This is a genomic window from Brevibacillus sp. AY1 (genome assembly GCF_029870785.1).
GTDB lineage: Bacteria > Bacillota > Bacilli > Brevibacillales > Brevibacillaceae > Brevibacillus > Brevibacillus invocatus.
In genome coordinates this window covers 1-15,594 of sequence record NZ_JAFLPN010000028.1, presented here as the reverse complement: position 1 = coordinate 15,594, position 15,594 = coordinate 1, and the positions used below count along the sequence as shown (strand labels likewise).

General features: G+C 48.7%; 15 protein-coding genes. 9 read left to right on the top strand and 6 right to left on the bottom strand.

The window, feature by feature from the left end; all coding sequences use genetic code 11:
• Positions 1–15 precede the first annotated feature (15 nt).
• A complete protein-coding gene (locus JZI27_RS18640) occupies positions 16–1,152 on the top strand; it encodes a sensor histidine kinase (protein ID WP_122909112.1) in 1,137 nt (378 codons plus the stop codon).
• Complete coding sequence (locus JZI27_RS18635; protein ID WP_122909113.1) at positions 1,149–1,748, top strand: response regulator transcription factor; 600 nt, start codon at positions 1,149–1,151, stop codon at positions 1,746–1,748. The genes JZI27_RS18640 and JZI27_RS18635 overlap by 4 nt, the downstream gene beginning before the upstream one ends.
• Positions 1,749–1,911: 163 nt before the next feature.
• Here the strand turns inward: JZI27_RS18635 and JZI27_RS18630 are convergent, their stop codons facing one another.
• Positions 1,912–2,151, bottom strand: a complete 240-nt coding sequence (locus JZI27_RS18630; RefSeq protein WP_348521372.1) for an EAL domain-containing protein — start codon at positions 2,149–2,151, stop codon at positions 1,912–1,914.
• A 264-nt stretch (positions 2,152–2,415) separates the two neighbouring features.
• Between JZI27_RS18630 and JZI27_RS18625 the strand changes: the two genes are divergently transcribed.
• Both JZI27_RS18625 and JZI27_RS18620 read left to right on the top strand, forming a co-directional pair.
• Complete coding sequence (locus JZI27_RS18625; RefSeq protein WP_122909115.1) at positions 2,416–3,213, top strand: carbon-nitrogen hydrolase family protein; 798 nt, start codon at positions 2,416–2,418, stop codon at positions 3,211–3,213.
• A 191-nt stretch (positions 3,214–3,404) separates the two neighbouring features.
• On the top strand, positions 3,405–3,656 hold the full coding sequence (locus JZI27_RS18620; protein WP_122909116.1) for a hypothetical protein: 252 nt from the start codon (positions 3,405–3,407) through the stop codon (positions 3,654–3,656).
• 71 nt (positions 3,657–3,727) lie between these two features.
• Here the strand turns inward: JZI27_RS18620 and JZI27_RS18615 are convergent, their stop codons facing one another.
• The gene (locus JZI27_RS18615) at positions 3,728–5,359 is read right to left on the bottom strand and encodes a peptide ABC transporter substrate-binding protein (RefSeq protein ID WP_280208663.1); all 1,632 of its coding nucleotides are present in this window, start codon (positions 5,357–5,359) and stop codon (positions 3,728–3,730) included.
• 250 nt (positions 5,360–5,609) lie between these two features.
• Here JZI27_RS18615 and JZI27_RS18610 point away from each other — a divergent pair, with 250 nt between their 5' ends.
• Positions 5,610–6,056: a MarR family winged helix-turn-helix transcriptional regulator gene (locus JZI27_RS18610; RefSeq protein WP_251245384.1), complete on the top strand. Its 447-nt coding sequence runs from the start codon at positions 5,610–5,612 to the stop codon at positions 6,054–6,056.
• A complete protein-coding gene (locus JZI27_RS18605) occupies positions 6,053–7,696 on the top strand; it encodes an MDR family MFS transporter (RefSeq protein WP_280208644.1) in 1,644 nt (547 codons plus the stop codon). The genes JZI27_RS18610 and JZI27_RS18605 overlap by 4 nt, the downstream gene beginning before the upstream one ends.
• A gap of 76 nt (positions 7,697–7,772) precedes the next feature.
• Here the strand turns inward: JZI27_RS18605 and JZI27_RS18600 are convergent, their stop codons facing one another.
• Together JZI27_RS18600 and JZI27_RS18595 are read right to left on the bottom strand one after the other, a co-directional pair.
• Positions 7,773–9,134 (bottom strand): TrkH family potassium uptake protein, encoded by a 1,362-nt coding sequence (locus JZI27_RS18600; protein ID WP_122909119.1) that lies wholly within the window; start codon positions 9,132–9,134, stop codon positions 7,773–7,775.
• A gap of 95 nt (positions 9,135–9,229) precedes the next feature.
• A complete protein-coding gene (locus JZI27_RS18595; RefSeq protein ID WP_280208642.1) occupies positions 9,230–10,060 on the bottom strand; it encodes an undecaprenyl-diphosphate phosphatase in 831 nt (276 codons plus the stop codon).
• A gap of 179 nt (positions 10,061–10,239) precedes the next feature.
• Here JZI27_RS18595 and JZI27_RS18590 point away from each other — a divergent pair, with 179 nt between their 5' ends.
• The gene (locus JZI27_RS18590) at positions 10,240–10,566 is read left to right on the top strand and encodes a DUF1904 family protein (protein ID WP_280208641.1); all 327 of its coding nucleotides are present in this window, start codon (positions 10,240–10,242) and stop codon (positions 10,564–10,566) included.
• Positions 10,567–10,798: 232 nt separating this feature from the next.
• Here JZI27_RS18590 and rluF read toward each other — a convergent pair whose 3' ends face one another.
• Both rluF and JZI27_RS18580 read right to left on the bottom strand, forming a co-directional pair.
• The gene (gene rluF / locus JZI27_RS18585) at positions 10,799–11,485 is read right to left on the bottom strand and encodes a 23S rRNA pseudouridine(2604) synthase RluF (RefSeq protein ID WP_280208699.1); all 687 of its coding nucleotides are present in this window, start codon (positions 11,483–11,485) and stop codon (positions 10,799–10,801) included.
• Positions 11,475–12,146 carry an MOSC domain-containing protein gene (locus JZI27_RS18580; protein ID WP_280208640.1) on the bottom strand — a complete coding sequence of 224 codons (672 nt, stop codon included), beginning with the start codon at positions 12,144–12,146 and terminating at the stop codon, positions 11,475–11,477. Before JZI27_RS18580 ends, rluF begins: the two co-directional genes overlap by 11 nt.
• A 137-nt stretch (positions 12,147–12,283) precedes the next feature.
• On the opposite strand from JZI27_RS18580, the gene JZI27_RS18575 reads away from it, so the two are divergent.
• Together JZI27_RS18575 and JZI27_RS18570 are read left to right on the top strand one after the other, a co-directional pair.
• On the top strand, positions 12,284–13,732 hold the full coding sequence (locus JZI27_RS18575) for a nicotinate phosphoribosyltransferase (RefSeq protein ID WP_122909124.1): 1,449 nt from the start codon (positions 12,284–12,286) through the stop codon (positions 13,730–13,732).
• A 316-nt stretch (positions 13,733–14,048) separates the two neighbouring features.
• On the top strand, positions 14,049–15,320 hold the full coding sequence (locus JZI27_RS18570; RefSeq protein WP_122909125.1) for a Glu/Leu/Phe/Val family dehydrogenase: 1,272 nt from the start codon (positions 14,049–14,051) through the stop codon (positions 15,318–15,320).
• The last annotated feature ends 274 nt before the right edge of the window (positions 15,321–15,594 follow it).

The following is a 15,594-nucleotide window of genomic DNA, read 5'->3' as shown; positions in this document are numbered from 1 at the left end:
AAAAGGTGGAAGCGGATGCAGAAGTGGTTTCAAATTTTTCACAAAGGTACCGGGCTGAATCCCTATGTGTGGGTTGTATTCTTTATATTGCCTTTCTACTTTATCTTTCGGTCGTCTTCCACGTACGAGGTGGCATTTGGAATCTCCATGATTCTTGGTTTCTTTGTCTGCTATGTGTTTTCTTTGCTGACAAAAGGCTGGCAGGTCTACGTGTGGACCAGTCTTCAAATTGTCATCTCGATTACGATGACCGTGTATTTCGGCTACGTGTACTTCTCGTTGTTTCTCGCTTTTTTTATCGGGAATATTCAAAATAAAGCAGGCTTCATCACACTGTATACGATTCATCTGGTCGGTACCATCGTGACGATCAACCTGGGCTTTATCTTGAGAAACCCGGATATCATTACACAATTGCCGTTCGTTCTCGTCAGTTTGATCGCTGTGATCTTGCTACCTGTCACCACCTATAACCGCAACAAGCATGAACAGCTGGAAGGACAGCTGCAGGACGCGAACAAGAAGATATCGGAGCTTGTCAAGCTGGAGGAAAGGCAGAGGATTGCCCGTGATTTGCACGATACACTGGGGCAAAAGCTATCCTTGATCGGACTCAAAAGCGACCTGGCAACCAAGCTGATCAGCAAGAATCCGGCGCAGGCCCAAACCGAGTTAAAGGAAATACGTCAAACGGCTAGGATCGCGCTAAAAGAGGTACGGGAAATGGTCACAGAAATGAGGGGGACGAGGCTGGAGGATGAGTTCTTTCGGATCAAGCAGATCTTTAACGCAGCGCAGATTGAACTCACGCTGGAAGGTGAGCCTAACCTGACGAACATCTCGTTGATCACGGAGAACGTCGTAAGCATGTGTCTGAAGGAAGCAGTGACCAACATCGTAAAGCACAGCAATGCGACCAGCTGCCAGATCCGGATTCAGCCATCACGTACAGAGCTGGTCGTCTGTGTGAAAGACAATGGCATAGGCTTGGCTACCGAGTCCGCTTACGTGAAAGGAAACGGCTTGCGAGGGATGCAGGAACGTCTGGAATTCGTGAACGGGAGCATGGAAATTTTCACCGATGAAGGGACGACCATCGTGATCAGGGTACCAAACGTCCTCAAAAGACCAGAGAAGGAGGCAGGGAGATGATACGGATCGTCATTGCGGAGGATCAGCGGATGCTGCTGGGGGCTCTGGCATCCCTGCTCGATCTGGAGGATGATATGCAGGTTGTCGGGAAAGCGAGCAACGGGGAAGATGCCGTGAAGCTGGTGATGCTCCATAAGCCAGACATCTGCATCATGGATATTGAGATGCCTGTGAAAAGCGGCTTGGATGCAGCGGAAGAGCTCAAGGGCTCTGGGTGCAAGGTCATGATCTTGACTACCTTTGCACGTCCGGGGTATTTCGAGCGTGCTTTGAAGGCGGGGGCGCATGGTTATCTGCTCAAAGACAGTCCCAGTGAGGAGCTGGCCAGCTCGATTCGCAGCATCATCGCTGGAAGGCGCATCTACGCTCCGGAGCTGGTGGATGAGGCTTACGGGCAGGAAAATCCATTGACTGAGCGGGAGAAGGAAGTGCTGCTGCTGATGGCAGATGGCAAGAACACCAAAGAGATCGCCAGCGAGCTGTATCTCACGACGGGAACGGTGCGCAACTACATTTCCGTCATTCTCGACAAGCTGGATGTGAGCAACCGGATTGAAGCGATCATGCGCATTAAAGAAAAAGGCTGGTTCAAATAAAAAGTGTCAAGTGTTCGCTGCGGTGAACATCTTGACTCTTTTTTTGGTTTGTGAGGATGTTACGAATACGAACTGACAATATGAAGCGTATTGCTGTAGGAAATCGTCCGTTCCTGTATGTCTTCAATTTGCAGCTGTTGGGCAATCGAAACCGAGATAATGGCTACAGGGAAGAGTATCCCGTACCGGAGTCATCGACCGCGATTTTGACCCCCAGCTGTTTGATGCTTTGTAGGATTTCAATGGCGTGACTTTCATTGATCGTCATGCTTTCCGTGATTTCCAGCTCCAGATATTCCGCCGATAATGCAGTCTCATCGAGAATCTTCTTGATGGTATCGACCAGATTTTGCTGGAAAAATTGACGCGTCGACAAGTTACGGAAACGCCGATCCCTGTTCATGCCAGGCTTCATCGTGATAGGCCATATAGGTGATGTACTCTTGATCTTTTTTCTGCTGTCGATTATTAGGTAATTAAAAAGGAAAACTGACACCTACATAGTAAAATATTCCCTTAAATCGTGCGCGACTATATTGTGGCGATTTTTGTAATTGTGCCGATAATTCTCTATGCAAATCCCATCATTCAGATCAAAAATCAGGTATAATAATACCTACATTCATACGACCCTTTTTATGAAACAGCCAAGAAAGGCGGAGAAAAGATGAAAGTAGCGATTGCACAACTTACTTCCACTTTAGATAAGACACAAAACCTGCAAAAAGCGGTTGAATACGTAGGAAAAGCAAAAGCAGCCGGGGCGGATTTTGTCATTTTTCCCGAGATGTACAGCGCGGCGGCTACGCCAAAGTCTGGTGTGCGCCCTTCCGAAGTAGCAGAACCGCTGGATGGCCCATTTGTAAGCGGATTGGCTCAAGCTGCACGTGAGCAAGGCATCTATGTCGTCTGCGGGGTGTACGAAAGCATTGAAGGGGATCAGGATCGAGCCTATAATACGACTGTGTTTTTCAATCGTTCTGGAGAGCTCATCAAGGCTTATCGCAAAACCCACCTCTATGATGCGTTTTCCTATATGGAATCGGACTACATCGCCGCTGGGAACACTCCCTATGAAATCATCGAGACCGAATTCGGCAAGATCGGACTCATCGTGTGCTACGAGGTTCGCTTTCCGGAAATCGCTAGACAGTTTGCCTTGCAAGGAGCGGATCTGCTGTTCGTACCGGCTGGCTGGGTAGCTGGACCGATGAAGGAAGATCATTGGGAGACGTTGGTTCGGACGAGAGCTATCGAAAATACGATGTTTGTCTGTGCAGCGGATCAAGTGGGGAATATTTTTGCAGGGCGCAGCATGATTGTGGACCCGATGGGCGTAATCGTAGCGAGCGCAGGTGAAGAAGAGACCTTGCTGGTAGCCGAGCTGGATCTGGACCGCATCCAGCGCGTGCGCGGCAAACTACCGAGCGTAGCGAACAGACGTCCAGAGCTATATACGAATTAAGTAGGAAAAAGGCTATAAAAGGAGAGCGACAGAGTCTTCCATACAGGGAGGAGCTGTCGCTTTTTTTGGACCCAAGCGGGCAGATGTCCGTGACCATTTTTCTCTCCTTTCAATATGATGCTAACAAAACAGAATTCAAGAAAATCGCAGTTCTGTAAGCGTTGCCATCATTGGAAAGGTGGAATGTCCTCATGTATTGGATTATTGGTGGTTTGGTCGGTCTGCTCGTTTGGTGGGGAATGAACATGCTCATGACTGGAAAGGCAGGAGGGAATGGCTGGCTGGCTTCGCTGATTGTAGCGCTTTTAGGGAGCTGGCTGGGCGATCTGATTCTTGGCGACTGGCTGTGGATGCTGGCTGGCTTCAATGTCTTCGCAGGGGCGATAGGGGCTATTGTCCTCATGTGGCTGTGGAACATGCTGGGCAAACAGTTGAGACAATAAGAATAGGATAGAAAACAGGCTGCACGGAAGACGGTTCGTCTTCAGCTGTGCAGCCTGTTGTTTTGGCATACCTATTCAGCTACGGATGCATACTTGAAGTACGCGCCGCCAAGCGGGAAGATCACGAAATCTTTCACCTTGTCATTTTTTACATAAGGGTTTCCACGGAAATTGATCGGCGCAAGCGGCATTTCTTCCATGAGGATTGTCTCAGCTTCGAGCAGGATTTGCTTGCGTTTTTCCAGATCCGGCTCGGAGTAGCTTTGGTCGATCAATTCCTTGAATTTCGGATTTTCCCAGTCTGGATGGTTGTTACCACCCGTTTTGTCGCGGAACATCTCCAGGAAGTTGATCGGATCATTGAAGTCGGCTCCCCACTGGAAGCGAATCATGTCAAAGTTGGCCTGAGAGCGCATATCCCGGTATACCTTCAGTTCCGCTGTGTACAGCTTCACGTCTACACCCAGAGTTTGCTTCCATTGGTCTTGCAGGGCTTCCGCCAGTTTTTTGTTCATGTCCGTGGTGTCAAAGGTATACGTAACACTTGGGAATGTGGTCAGCCCCAGCTCTTTCATCCCTTCTTCGAGCAACTGCTTGGCTTTCTGCGGATCTTCCTTGAAAAAGCCCTCCGGTTTCAGGCCCATCGACGACGGTACCCAGCCGTATGCGGCGGGAACTCCTGTCTGCAGGATGTTGTCAATAATCGCCTGGCGATCGATAGAGTAGGAAAAAGCTTGTCTGATTTTTTTGTTGTTAAAAGGAGGCTTCGTCGTATTGAAGACGACAGATTGAGTTCCTGGATTGCTGGCTACCATCAGGGTTCCCGCATCCTTCAAAGAAGGAATGACATCAGGAGGCAGTGTCGAAGCAGGATAGCCGCCCCAGTCAAAGTCGCCGTTTTCAAACATGGAGAACGCGGTATTGTTGTCATCGATCATGGAGATTTCCAGGCGATCCAGCTTGACGTTCTCCTTGTCCCAATAGTTGTCGTTTTTAACGAAGGCAATTTTGACCTTATGTTCCCACTCTTCCATGATGAAGGGTCCATTACCTACAATTGTAGCTGCTTCAGCAGCCCATTGAGGATTGGACTCAACGGTTTTTTGGTGCAGAGGAAACAGGGTCGGGAAGAAGGTCAATTCACGGAAAAACGGCGTAGGTGATTTCAGCGTAAACTCTACGGTATGGTCATCCAAGGCTTTGACACCGACATCATCCGCGCTGCCTTTTCCAGTGTTGTACTCCTCTCCTCCTTTAATGTAATAAAGCTGATAGGCGTACTCGGAGGCTGTTTTGGGATCCAGATTGCGTTTGATCGCGTACACGAAATCGTGGGCGGTAACCGGATCGCCATTGCTCCATTTGGCATCTGGGCGGATTTTAAACGTATACTTCGTGAAATCAGGAGAGGCGGTAAAGCTTTCGGCGGTGGCATTCGTCAGCTCTCCATTGAGGTCATAGCTGGTCAAGCCTTCAAAAGCGGCATAGATCATATCGAAAGAATCGGCATCGACAGCAATCCCCGGATCGAGAGACGGTGGTTCGCTATTGATACTCCAATGCAAGACCATTGGCTTGGCTTCGGCCGCTGCTCCTGATTGAGAATTTTCATTAGGTTGTGCAGTGCCCTGAGAGGTGGAGCACCCGGTCAAGATCCCGAACAGCAAGGCGAGACCCGTGGCACAGGCAAGTGCTTTTTTCATGATGATTTCCCCCTATTGATCTCTTTCTTACATGTAAGAATATTTCTTTATGTTTAGTAATGTCAAACGAAAATATGCTATTTAGCGAAAATTGTAGGTTGATAAGAGAATATTGTGTCAAAATCAGGACGAACCGAGATTGGAAATAAGATTTGACTTAGCAAAAGAATTTGTTTATACTCGATATTACTTTAGTAGGTAAAATATTTATTGGGTATATTATTTGGTTTCTAAAATAGGAGGATTCACGATGTCTAATCCAGGCAAGCTTACTGAGCTTGAAGATCTATACATTCAGATACAAAGGAGAGTATCGGCCGAGTGGCACAAACGCTTGGACACACTCATTTCGGGATCTCAAGCCTTGATCTTGCGAATCCTTCACGCGCATGGACCTCAAAAGGTATCCGCCATTGCGGAGCGTTTGGATATCACCCCAGGAGCGGTCACCAGTCTCGCTGACAAGCTGATTGCTTGTGGGTATGCAGACAGAAAGCGAGATACTGCAGATCGCAGAGTGGTCTATTTGGAAATTACCGATCAAGGGCACGAGATTTTGCTGAAATACAGAGCGGAGCTCAAGCGAACTGTCGAAGAATTTTTTGTTGGATTGTCTGATGAGGATCTTCAGCATCTGACTCGGATTTATACCCAATTGCTAAAGAATATTGAGCAACGAAGAGGGGAGAAGGAATGACAAATCTTACGGAAAAACGGAAAATCACGATTATGATCGCGATCATAACCTCGATGTTTTTTTCTGCAATCAATCAGACCATCATCGGGGTTGCGATGCCACGTATCATTGCGAAGCTAGGTGGAATGGATTACTATTCGTGGGCCATTACGATCTACTTGCTGACGTCGACTGTTGCTTCGATCTTAGTCGGAAAGCTTTCCGATATTTACGGGAGGAAACCGTTTATCCTGACAGGTATTGGATTATTTAGTCTAGGTGCCCTGCTATCCGGCTTTTCTGCGGATATTTTTCAGTTGATCGCGTATCGGGCGATTCAAGGTGCGGGTGCCGGGATTATTATGTCGACAGCCTTCACCGCCATGGGGGATCTCTACGAGCCTCGCGAACGCGCTAAATGGACTGGGGTCATGAGCGCCGTCTTCGGGGTTTCCAGTGTGGCTGGTCCTCTGCTGGGCGGATATATCGTTGATCATCTGGATTGGCACTGGGTGTTCTGGATCTTCCTGCCGATTGGTGTGCTTGCCTTTTTGTTGATCCTGATTCATTTCCCGCAGGTGGAAAAGCGCGAAGGGGAATCGGTCGATTATTGGGGTTCGGCCTTGTTGACGACGACCATCGTGCCCATGCTCCTCGCTTTTTCATGGGCGGGAGAAGGGGCAAACAAATACGCTTGGGATTCCTGGCAAATCATTGGCTTGCTTGCCGTCAGCGTCCTCTCCCTGCTGCTCTTCCTCTGGGTAGAGACGAAGGTAAAAACGCCAGTCTTGCCGTTGAACTTGTTTAAGAACAGTATCTTTACCGTATCCAACCTGGTCGGCTTTTTTCTCAATGCGGGAATGATGGGCGCGATCATTTACGTGCCGTTCTTTGTGCAAGGGGTAAAAGGGATTTCTCCGACGATGGCAGGGTATGTGGCGATGCCGATGTCCATCGCAATGCTGGTCACTTCCGCATTGTCCGGACAAATCATTACCAAGACAGGAAAGTATAAAAAGATGGCAGTCGGTGGCTTGCTGGTGATGACGGTCGGCATGGTCCTGATGTACTTCATGGAACCGTCCACACCTATCTATGAGCTCGTTCTGTACATGATCCTACTGGGCTTGGGTATGGGGATTGCGATGCCAGTCTTCTCTCTGACGGTTCAAAATGCCGTTGCTCCTCAGCAACTAGGGGTGGCAACCGCTACCTCGCAGCTTTTCCGCAATCTCGGGGGAACGATCGGTATTGCCGTGATGGGAAGCGTGATGAGTGCGAGCATGACAACGAAAATGACTCAATTGTCCGGGACGATGGGGCAAGGTACAGCATCAGCCTCAGCCGACCCTGCCCTGGCTGAAAAGCTGGCTCTTTTTTCAAACCCGCAAAACCTGCTGGATCAACCGAAAATCGAGGCAGCACTCCAGAGCCTACCGCCAGAGTCACAAGCCTTGTTTACACACATGCTGGATGTGATTCGTGAGGCGATGAGCTACGGCATCACCACGACCTTTTTGACAGGCGCAATCGTCGCAGCTTTCGCTGTGGTTCTAGCGCTGTTCCTGAAGGAAATTCCACTGCGTTCTGGAAAGGGGAAGGGACAGAAAGCTGCGGAGGGGCATGCTGTCCTGAATCAAACGAAGGAAATCCAAGTATAAGGCAGAACGAAAGAAAAGAGGCTATCCCAATGGGAAGCCTCTTTTTGTTCATTCACGCCATCACTCGAGAACAAGCTTACTGCCCGATAATGAGACGCTCTTTAGGATGGTGGTAACGAACAATTCGGTCGTTGCGCTTGAGGAAGAGCAGCAGGTTGATAATCCCGATCCGCCCGATGACCATCATCAGGATCAGGATCAGCTTGCCAGGTACGCCCATCGCGGATGTGATGCCAGAAGACAAGCCTGTCGTACCGAAAGCGGAGCATACCTCAAACAAGACGTGCTGGAAGGGGAGATCCTCCAGCCAGACGAGCAGGATGACTGCCGAGAATACCAGGAAGATCGCGACAAAAAAGACGATAAACGAGCGTATGATGTCGTCTTCCACGAGCTCCCGGCCAAAGACCTTCACGTCTTTGAAGCCGCGCATGTGCGTAATGACAGTTGCGACGAGTACAAAAAAGGTCGTCGTCCGGATCCCTCCGCCTACGCTGCTGGGGGAGGCGCCAATAAACATCAGGCTGGCCAGCATGAGCAGTGTAGGAGTCGTGAACAGGCTGATATCGATTGTTGAGAGCCCACCGCTTCTGGACGAAATCGAGTGAAATAGGGAGTAGAACAGCGTTTCATGCCATTTCATCCCTTGCAGAATTCCATTTCGCTCAAACAGGAAAATGAGCACAGCTCCCAAGACAACCAGCGAAAAGAACGTGAGCGTCGTCACCTTGGTGAACAGCGAGAAGGTGAAGCGCATTTTCGCTCGACGATAGGCCAGATACGTACGGATTTCCACCAATACGGGAAAGCCGATCGCGCCACACACGATCAGAAGCATGATAATTGCCTGATAGATGTAGTCGTGGGCAAAGCTCTGCATGGAATTGCCGTACAGGTCAAAGCCGGCGTTGGTGAAGGCGCTGATGGAGGCAAAAAAACCATGAAAATAGGCTGTATACCAATCATGATGATAGCCGCTCAGTAAAAAGTGGGTCCCCAAGAGAATCGTCCCTACCAGTTCAATCAAGAGAGCCAGCACCAGGATGTTTCGCATCAGGCTGACCAATCCGGCCAACGTAGAACGATTGTGGTCAGTCGCAATCCAGATGCGCTGCTCCAGGCCAATTTTTTGCCCCATTAACAGCCAGAAGAAAGTACCCAAGGTCATAATGCCGATCCCGCCTACTTGAAACAGCAAGGTCAGATAGAGAAGGCCCCATTGGTTGAAAATCTCGTGCACGGCAACGACTGTAAGTCCTGTAACGCTGATTGCGCTGGTCGATGTAAACATCGCATCGATAAACGAGATCGACACACCGGGATTATGGAATATGGGTGTGTATAGAAGAATGGTGGAAAGAAGAATCAATCCGACGTAGAAAAACACGATGATCTGGACAGACGTCAAACGACGTTTTTGGTAGGATGACGATAACAAGGACAAGCCCCCCGAACAACACATTACTCATAACGGTAATCATATCGAAAAAGAAGTCATCAAGCAAAGCCTTTCATGAAGGGGCGTCCACCGTCCTACAAAACGACAAAGTAAATCAGTGCAGCCAGCGCAATGCGATACAGGGCGAACGGGATCAGCTTGATGCGGTTGATCAGATGCAAGAAAAAGCGAATAGCCAGCCAAGCGAATAGAAACGCGCTGATAAAACCGACGATAAAAAACGGAAGGGCATCCATCGTAATATACTGCCAATTTTTCAAGAGTGACAAAAAGCTGGCACCCGCCATGATGGGAACTGCCATGATAAAGGTAAAGTCAGATGCAGCACGGTGATTTAATCCCAGCAAAACACCGCCAGAGATCGTGGAGCCCGAGCGGGAAAAGCCTGGCCAGAGGGCAATACATTGAAACAAACCAATGATCAGGGCTTGCTTGTGTGTGATCTGGTCTACCGATACAGCTTTAGGCTTGGCGGGGCGGAACAGGTCAGCCGCGATCATCAGCAACGCACCGACGACCAGCCCTATTACTACGGTATGGACGGAAAAGAGATATTCATCAATATAGTCGTTAAATAGTACACCCAATACCCCTGCTGGAAGAAGACCGACAATGACTTGGGACAAACGCAATTTTTGTCCAGTACGGCCGCTGTCAGAAGGAAGCTTTTTCAGACCGAACATATTCAAAAAGCGATCCTTGAATATGATCACAGCTGCAATGATGGATCCGAGCTGGATGACGACCTTGAACGTATTCGCAACAGGCTGCGAAAATAATTCCTTGGAATGAAGAAGTGTATCATCGACAATAATCATATGTCCCGTAGACGAAACAGGGGCAAATTCGGTAAGTCCCTCTACAAGGCCCAACACGAATGCCACGAAGATTTCCCAAAGATCCATGGATACTCACCTTTCTGATGATAAGCTAGATTGATTTAACCTAAAGTTGTCCCCATCCACTTTAATACAAATGAAGCGAAATAGGTACCCTTTCCTGCCAAGACGTTCTACCCAAACGTGTCCGGGAAAGGTAAGATGATGAAAAGCAGATGAAGATGATGACAAAAGGAGAAATGAAGATGCCACACCTGTTGGTTCGAGGAGTCAAGGCAGAACAAATGGCGGCAATCAGCCAGCCCTTAACGGAAGAATTGGCAGCGATTTGCCAGTGCGGGACCGATAATTTTACCATTGAATGCTTGCAAACGACTGGCGTCTTTGACGGCAAGATCGTCGATTCCTATCCCTTTGTTGAAGTAGCTTGGTTTGAACGTGGTCAAGAGACGCGGGATCAATTTGCACAAGCCGTAACCAAGCATGTCCTCTCCTTGGGTGTTCCGGAAGTGGAGGTCGCGTTTTTCGCCTACCAAAAGGAAAGCTACTACATTAACGGTAAACATTTTTAGACAAATGCTAAAACCATACGAATGCTCGTGTCGATTTCCCGGGAAAAGGTTGCACATGATCTGACAAATAGACAGTCAGGCAAGGGAATGACAGAGAAAAAAGACAGGATCGAGGCGACATGGCTTCATCCTGTCTTTTATCTTACTGGATTTCTTCATCAACCTGTACCGGAAAGGGTAAATTTTACAAGGCTTTTACATACCGTTCCGGCAGTCGGGAAATGGTATTCTTTTACAGATTTTTGTTCAACTCACTCAGCTCTTTTGCGGTGAGATTGCGCCAATGGCCGATTTTCAGGCTTCCCAGCGTAATGTTCATGATCCGAATGCGTTCCAGCTTGCGAACCTGATAGCCGAAGGTAGAGCACATCCGTCTGATCTGGCGGTTCAGTCCCTGGGTCAGGACGATCTGAAAGACGCGATCACTTATTTTTCTTACGGTGCAAGGGTTGGTCATGGTACCCAGGATGCGGACACCTCCGGCCATTCCTTGCAGGAATTGAGGAGTGATCGGTTTGTCGACCGTTACGATGTATTCTTTCTCGTGATTGTTTTCGGCCCGCAGGATTTTATTGACGATATCGCCATCATTGGTCAAGAGGATCAGGCCCTGAGAGTCCTTGTCCAGGCGACCAATCGGAAAGATGCGTTCAGGATGGTTCACAAACTCAACGATGTTCCCTTTGACATGCAGCTCTGTCGTACAGGTGATGCCAACAGGCTTGTTCAAAGCGATGTAGACCGCTTCTTTTTTGGAGCCAATGGGCTTGCCATCCACACGCACATCATCGCCAACGACGACGGCACTTCCCAATTCGGCCACTACACCGTTGATGGTCACTCGTTTGCTCTCAATCCACTTGTCGGCTTCGCGCCTTGAGCAAATGCCGGTCTCGCTGATAAACTTGTTAATTCGCATCAACTGATTCCTTTCCTTGCGATTGCAGCTTTTCGAGCAGCTTTTTACGCCAAGGCTCGGCAAGCTCAGCTACTTCAATCATGCGCTGCATCGTTTCCTGTGAAGGATGCTTGTCATGGAAGTACAGGTGGTGAATAGAAGCCATCGTAATGTGTGCGGGGTGGGCAGATAGCTGCGTGATCGCGGATGTTGCCGTGATTCTACCTGGCTGCAGGACGCGAAAAAAATATCCGGTGTAGCCTGTCTCCACGATCCTTTTTAATAGTAAGTTATTTCCATTTCGCTTGTTGATAGTCGCGCAAGGATACCGCCCTTGCGAAATTTGGAGTACGGCCTCTCCGATCTGGTAGATGTCTCCGATGCACACCTGGTCTTCCCGCATGCCCGTTACGGTCAAATTTTCTCCAAAAGCAGAATTTGACAAAGGCTGTCCAAATTCTTTCTCCCACTGGGCATAATGTTCAAAGGGATACAGACACACCACGCGGTCCGGTCCACCGTGGTACTGAGGGTTTGCCACCTGATCCTCTTCGATTTGTCCGGAATGGACGATTAACTCATCAGCTTGTGTTTTCCAGATGCCAGAACGGAATTCGCTTCCGTTATAGATTTTGTCCTGAGGTATTCCTTTACTCAGATAAACCAGCTTTTGATTTGTCATCACCATCATCCTCGTCCTACAGTTCTTCTGAAACGTTGATTTCCTTACTATAACACAGGAGAGAAGTTGTGAATAAGACACTTGCGAGTGGTTCTGGTATGATAATGGAAAGGAAGATTTAGGAGGCTTAAATCGACATGCAATCATCTGGCGTGGTCTTGCACACGGATAAATATCAGATCAATATGATGTACGCGCATTGGATCAATGGCACGCACAACAAAAAGGCCGTCTTTGAAGCTTTTTTTCGCAAGCTCCCCTTTGGAAATGGCTATGCCGTATATGCTGGACTGGAGCGCATCGTCGCCTATATCAAAAATCTGCGCTTTGAGGACAGCGACCTGGCTTATCTGAGCGAGCAGGAGGAGAATTACGACCCCGCGTTCCTGGATGAGCTGCGAAATTTTCGTTTTAGCGGTTCCCTTTACTCCGTCAAGGAAGGGGCGCTGGTGTTTCCCAACGAGCCGTTGATTCGTGTCGAGGGCAGGATGCTGGAGGCCCAGCTGGTTGAGACGGCTTTGCTCAATTACATGAACTATCAGACCCTGATCGCCACGAAGGCTTCACGGATCAAGCAGATTGCCGGCAACGACGTTCTGATGGAATTTGGAACACGTCGGGCACAAGAAGCGGATGCTGCGCTGTGGGGAACCCGTGCCGCTTACTTGGCTGGCTTTGATGCGACCTCCAATATGCTGGCTGGAAAAATGTTTGGAATACCGGCAAAAGGGACACATGCCCACTCCTGGGTGCAGAGCCATGAGAGTGAGGAGGAAGCGTTCCAACGCTTCGCGGATGCGCTGCCAGGACAGGTGACTCTCTTGGTGGACACCTATGATACGTTGAACAGCGGCGTGCCCCATGCGATCGAGCTGGGCAAGCGATTGCAGCAGCAAGGGAAAAAGCTGGCTGCTGTAAGGCTGGACAGCGGCGACCTCGCCTATTTGTCGATCAAGACACGCGAGATGCTGGATAAAGCCGGGCTGGAGGATGTGAAAATCGTCGCCTCCAACGATCTGGATGAGCACACGATATTGAACCTCAAGGTACAGGGCGCCCGTATTGATAGCTGGGGGGTAGGTACACAGCTGATTACAGCGGCCGATCAGCCTACTCTTGGAGGCGTCTACAAGCTGGTAGCCAGAGAAGGAGAGGACGGCAGCTACTTGCCGACGATCAAAATCTCGGGTAATCCGGAAAAAGTGACGACACCGGGGATCAAGGAAATGTATCGGCTGATCGATCCGGGTACGGGCAAAGCCATCGCTGACTATTTGTGCTATCCAGAAGAGCAGCAGGTGGCAAAAGGGGAGCCGATCGAGCTGATCAATCCTAGCCATCCGTATCTGAACAAGAAGATCACCAATTATCAGGCTGAGCCGCTGCTGGTGCCTGTTTTTGTAGATGGCGAGCTCGTCTACAACATGCCTACCCTGGAAGAAATTCGCGCCTACCACCGGGAGCAGCTGTCATTGTTCTGGCCCGAATACCTGCGTATGCTGAATCCCGAGCATTACCGCATGCACATCAGCGAGCTGGTGTGGACGACCAAGACCAAGCTGATGAAGGAATATTTGCAGAAGTAAAGGATAATCACTTTCCGATCACAGTCAAAAAACGTGGTCGAGAAAGTGATTATTTTTGCATGCAAATGCATAAACATACAAAAATAACGTTACACTCAACTCGGTTTTTTTCGAAGAAACGTGGCTGATCATCAATCAGATGCAATTTGGAAATAAATTAATTTTTAGAAATATTGAATAATTAATTGTTTGATGCTCAAACTTCGTTTATAATTATTGACGTTTCTATCTTTTTCTTTATTTCTTTACAGAGGTAATATGGAATATTTTACAAGGCAAAAAAAGAGAGAGTCAAAGAAGGGTGGAGAGTGAAAGCATGCATGCTACAGAGAGAGAAATCGTAGGAAAAGAAGACCTGAATCCATTTCAAATCGTCCAAAAACAAATTGATGCTGCCGCTTCCCTGTTGGGCTTGCCCAGCCACGCGGTAGAAATTATGAAGCATCCCAAGCGGGTGCTGTGTGTCAGCTTCCCCGTCAAAATGGATGACGGAAGTGTGCGTGTTTTTGAAGGCTATCGCTCCCAGCACAACGATGCGATTGGCCCTACCAAGGGTGGAATTCGTTTTCACCCGGATGTTACTCTCGATGAAGTCAAAGCACTCTCCATGTGGATGTCTTTTAAATGTGGGGTTGTTGGATTGCCGTACGGCGGTGGAAAAGGCGGAGTCATCTGTGATCCCCATGACTTTAGCAAAGGCGAGCTGGAGCGCGTAAGCCGTGGATTCATGGAGGCGATCGCGGATATTGTAGGACCTGAGAAGGACATTCCGGCGCCAGATGTCTACACCACTCCACAAATTATGGGCTGGATGATGGATACATTCAGTCGTTTGAAGGGTTCTTATTCTCCAGGCGTGATTACCGGAAAACCACTGATTATCGGCGGGTCCAAAGGTCGTAGCGAAGCGACGGCACGCGGATGTGTATTCACGATTCTGGAAGCCATGAAAGAAGCAGGACGCAAGCCAGAGGAAACGACTGTAGCGATCCAAGGCTTTGGAAACGCTGGACGAATTTCTGCCAAATTGCTGGCAGAGCTGGGTTTTGTCATTGTCGCGGTGAGCGATTCACGCGGCGGAATTTACAATCCAGCAGGTCTGGACGTCGATCAGGTAGGACAATTGAAGGATACTTCTTCGATTTTGGAGTACGCGGCAGGCAAGCAGATCTCCAATGAAGAGCTTTTGGAGCTGGATGTCGATATCCTGATTCCTGCTGCCTTGGAAAACGTCATTACCGGAGCGAATGCTGATCGTATTCGCGCACGTGTCATTGCAGAGGCTGCCAATGGCCCAACTACGCCTGATGCTGACGCGATCCTGCGAGAGAAAGGCATCGTCGTCATTCCGGATATTTTGGCCAATGCAGGCGGCGTGACTGTCTCGTATTTCGAGTGGGTACAGAACCTGATGAATCACTATTGGTCCGAAGCAGAAGTAAACGACAAACTGCAGACAACGATGGTAGATGCATATAAGGCTGTTCGCAATCTGTCTGAGCAATATGGAGTTGATCTGCGCACGGGAGCTTATATGATTGCTCTATTGCGCATTACGCAAGCGATGGAAGCACGAGGCTGGGTGTAAGCGATTCCCCGGATTTTTCAGCAGCTGTGCAAGAAGGGAAAGACCTCTTGTCTCGTTTGATTTTATTAAAAGTTAGAGAAAGTTCAAAACAGCCAATAAAAATAAGTGATTGAATACAATGTTAGACATTTTATTGACGAAATAAAAATGGATAGAGGTTTCAGAGCATGTCTGAACTCTATCCATTTTTTTTGTTATTTACTCAACTTTCGCAGCTCAAATTAGGTAGGTAACCCTTGATATAGCTGGGTAAACCCATGATCCATTGTTGGAG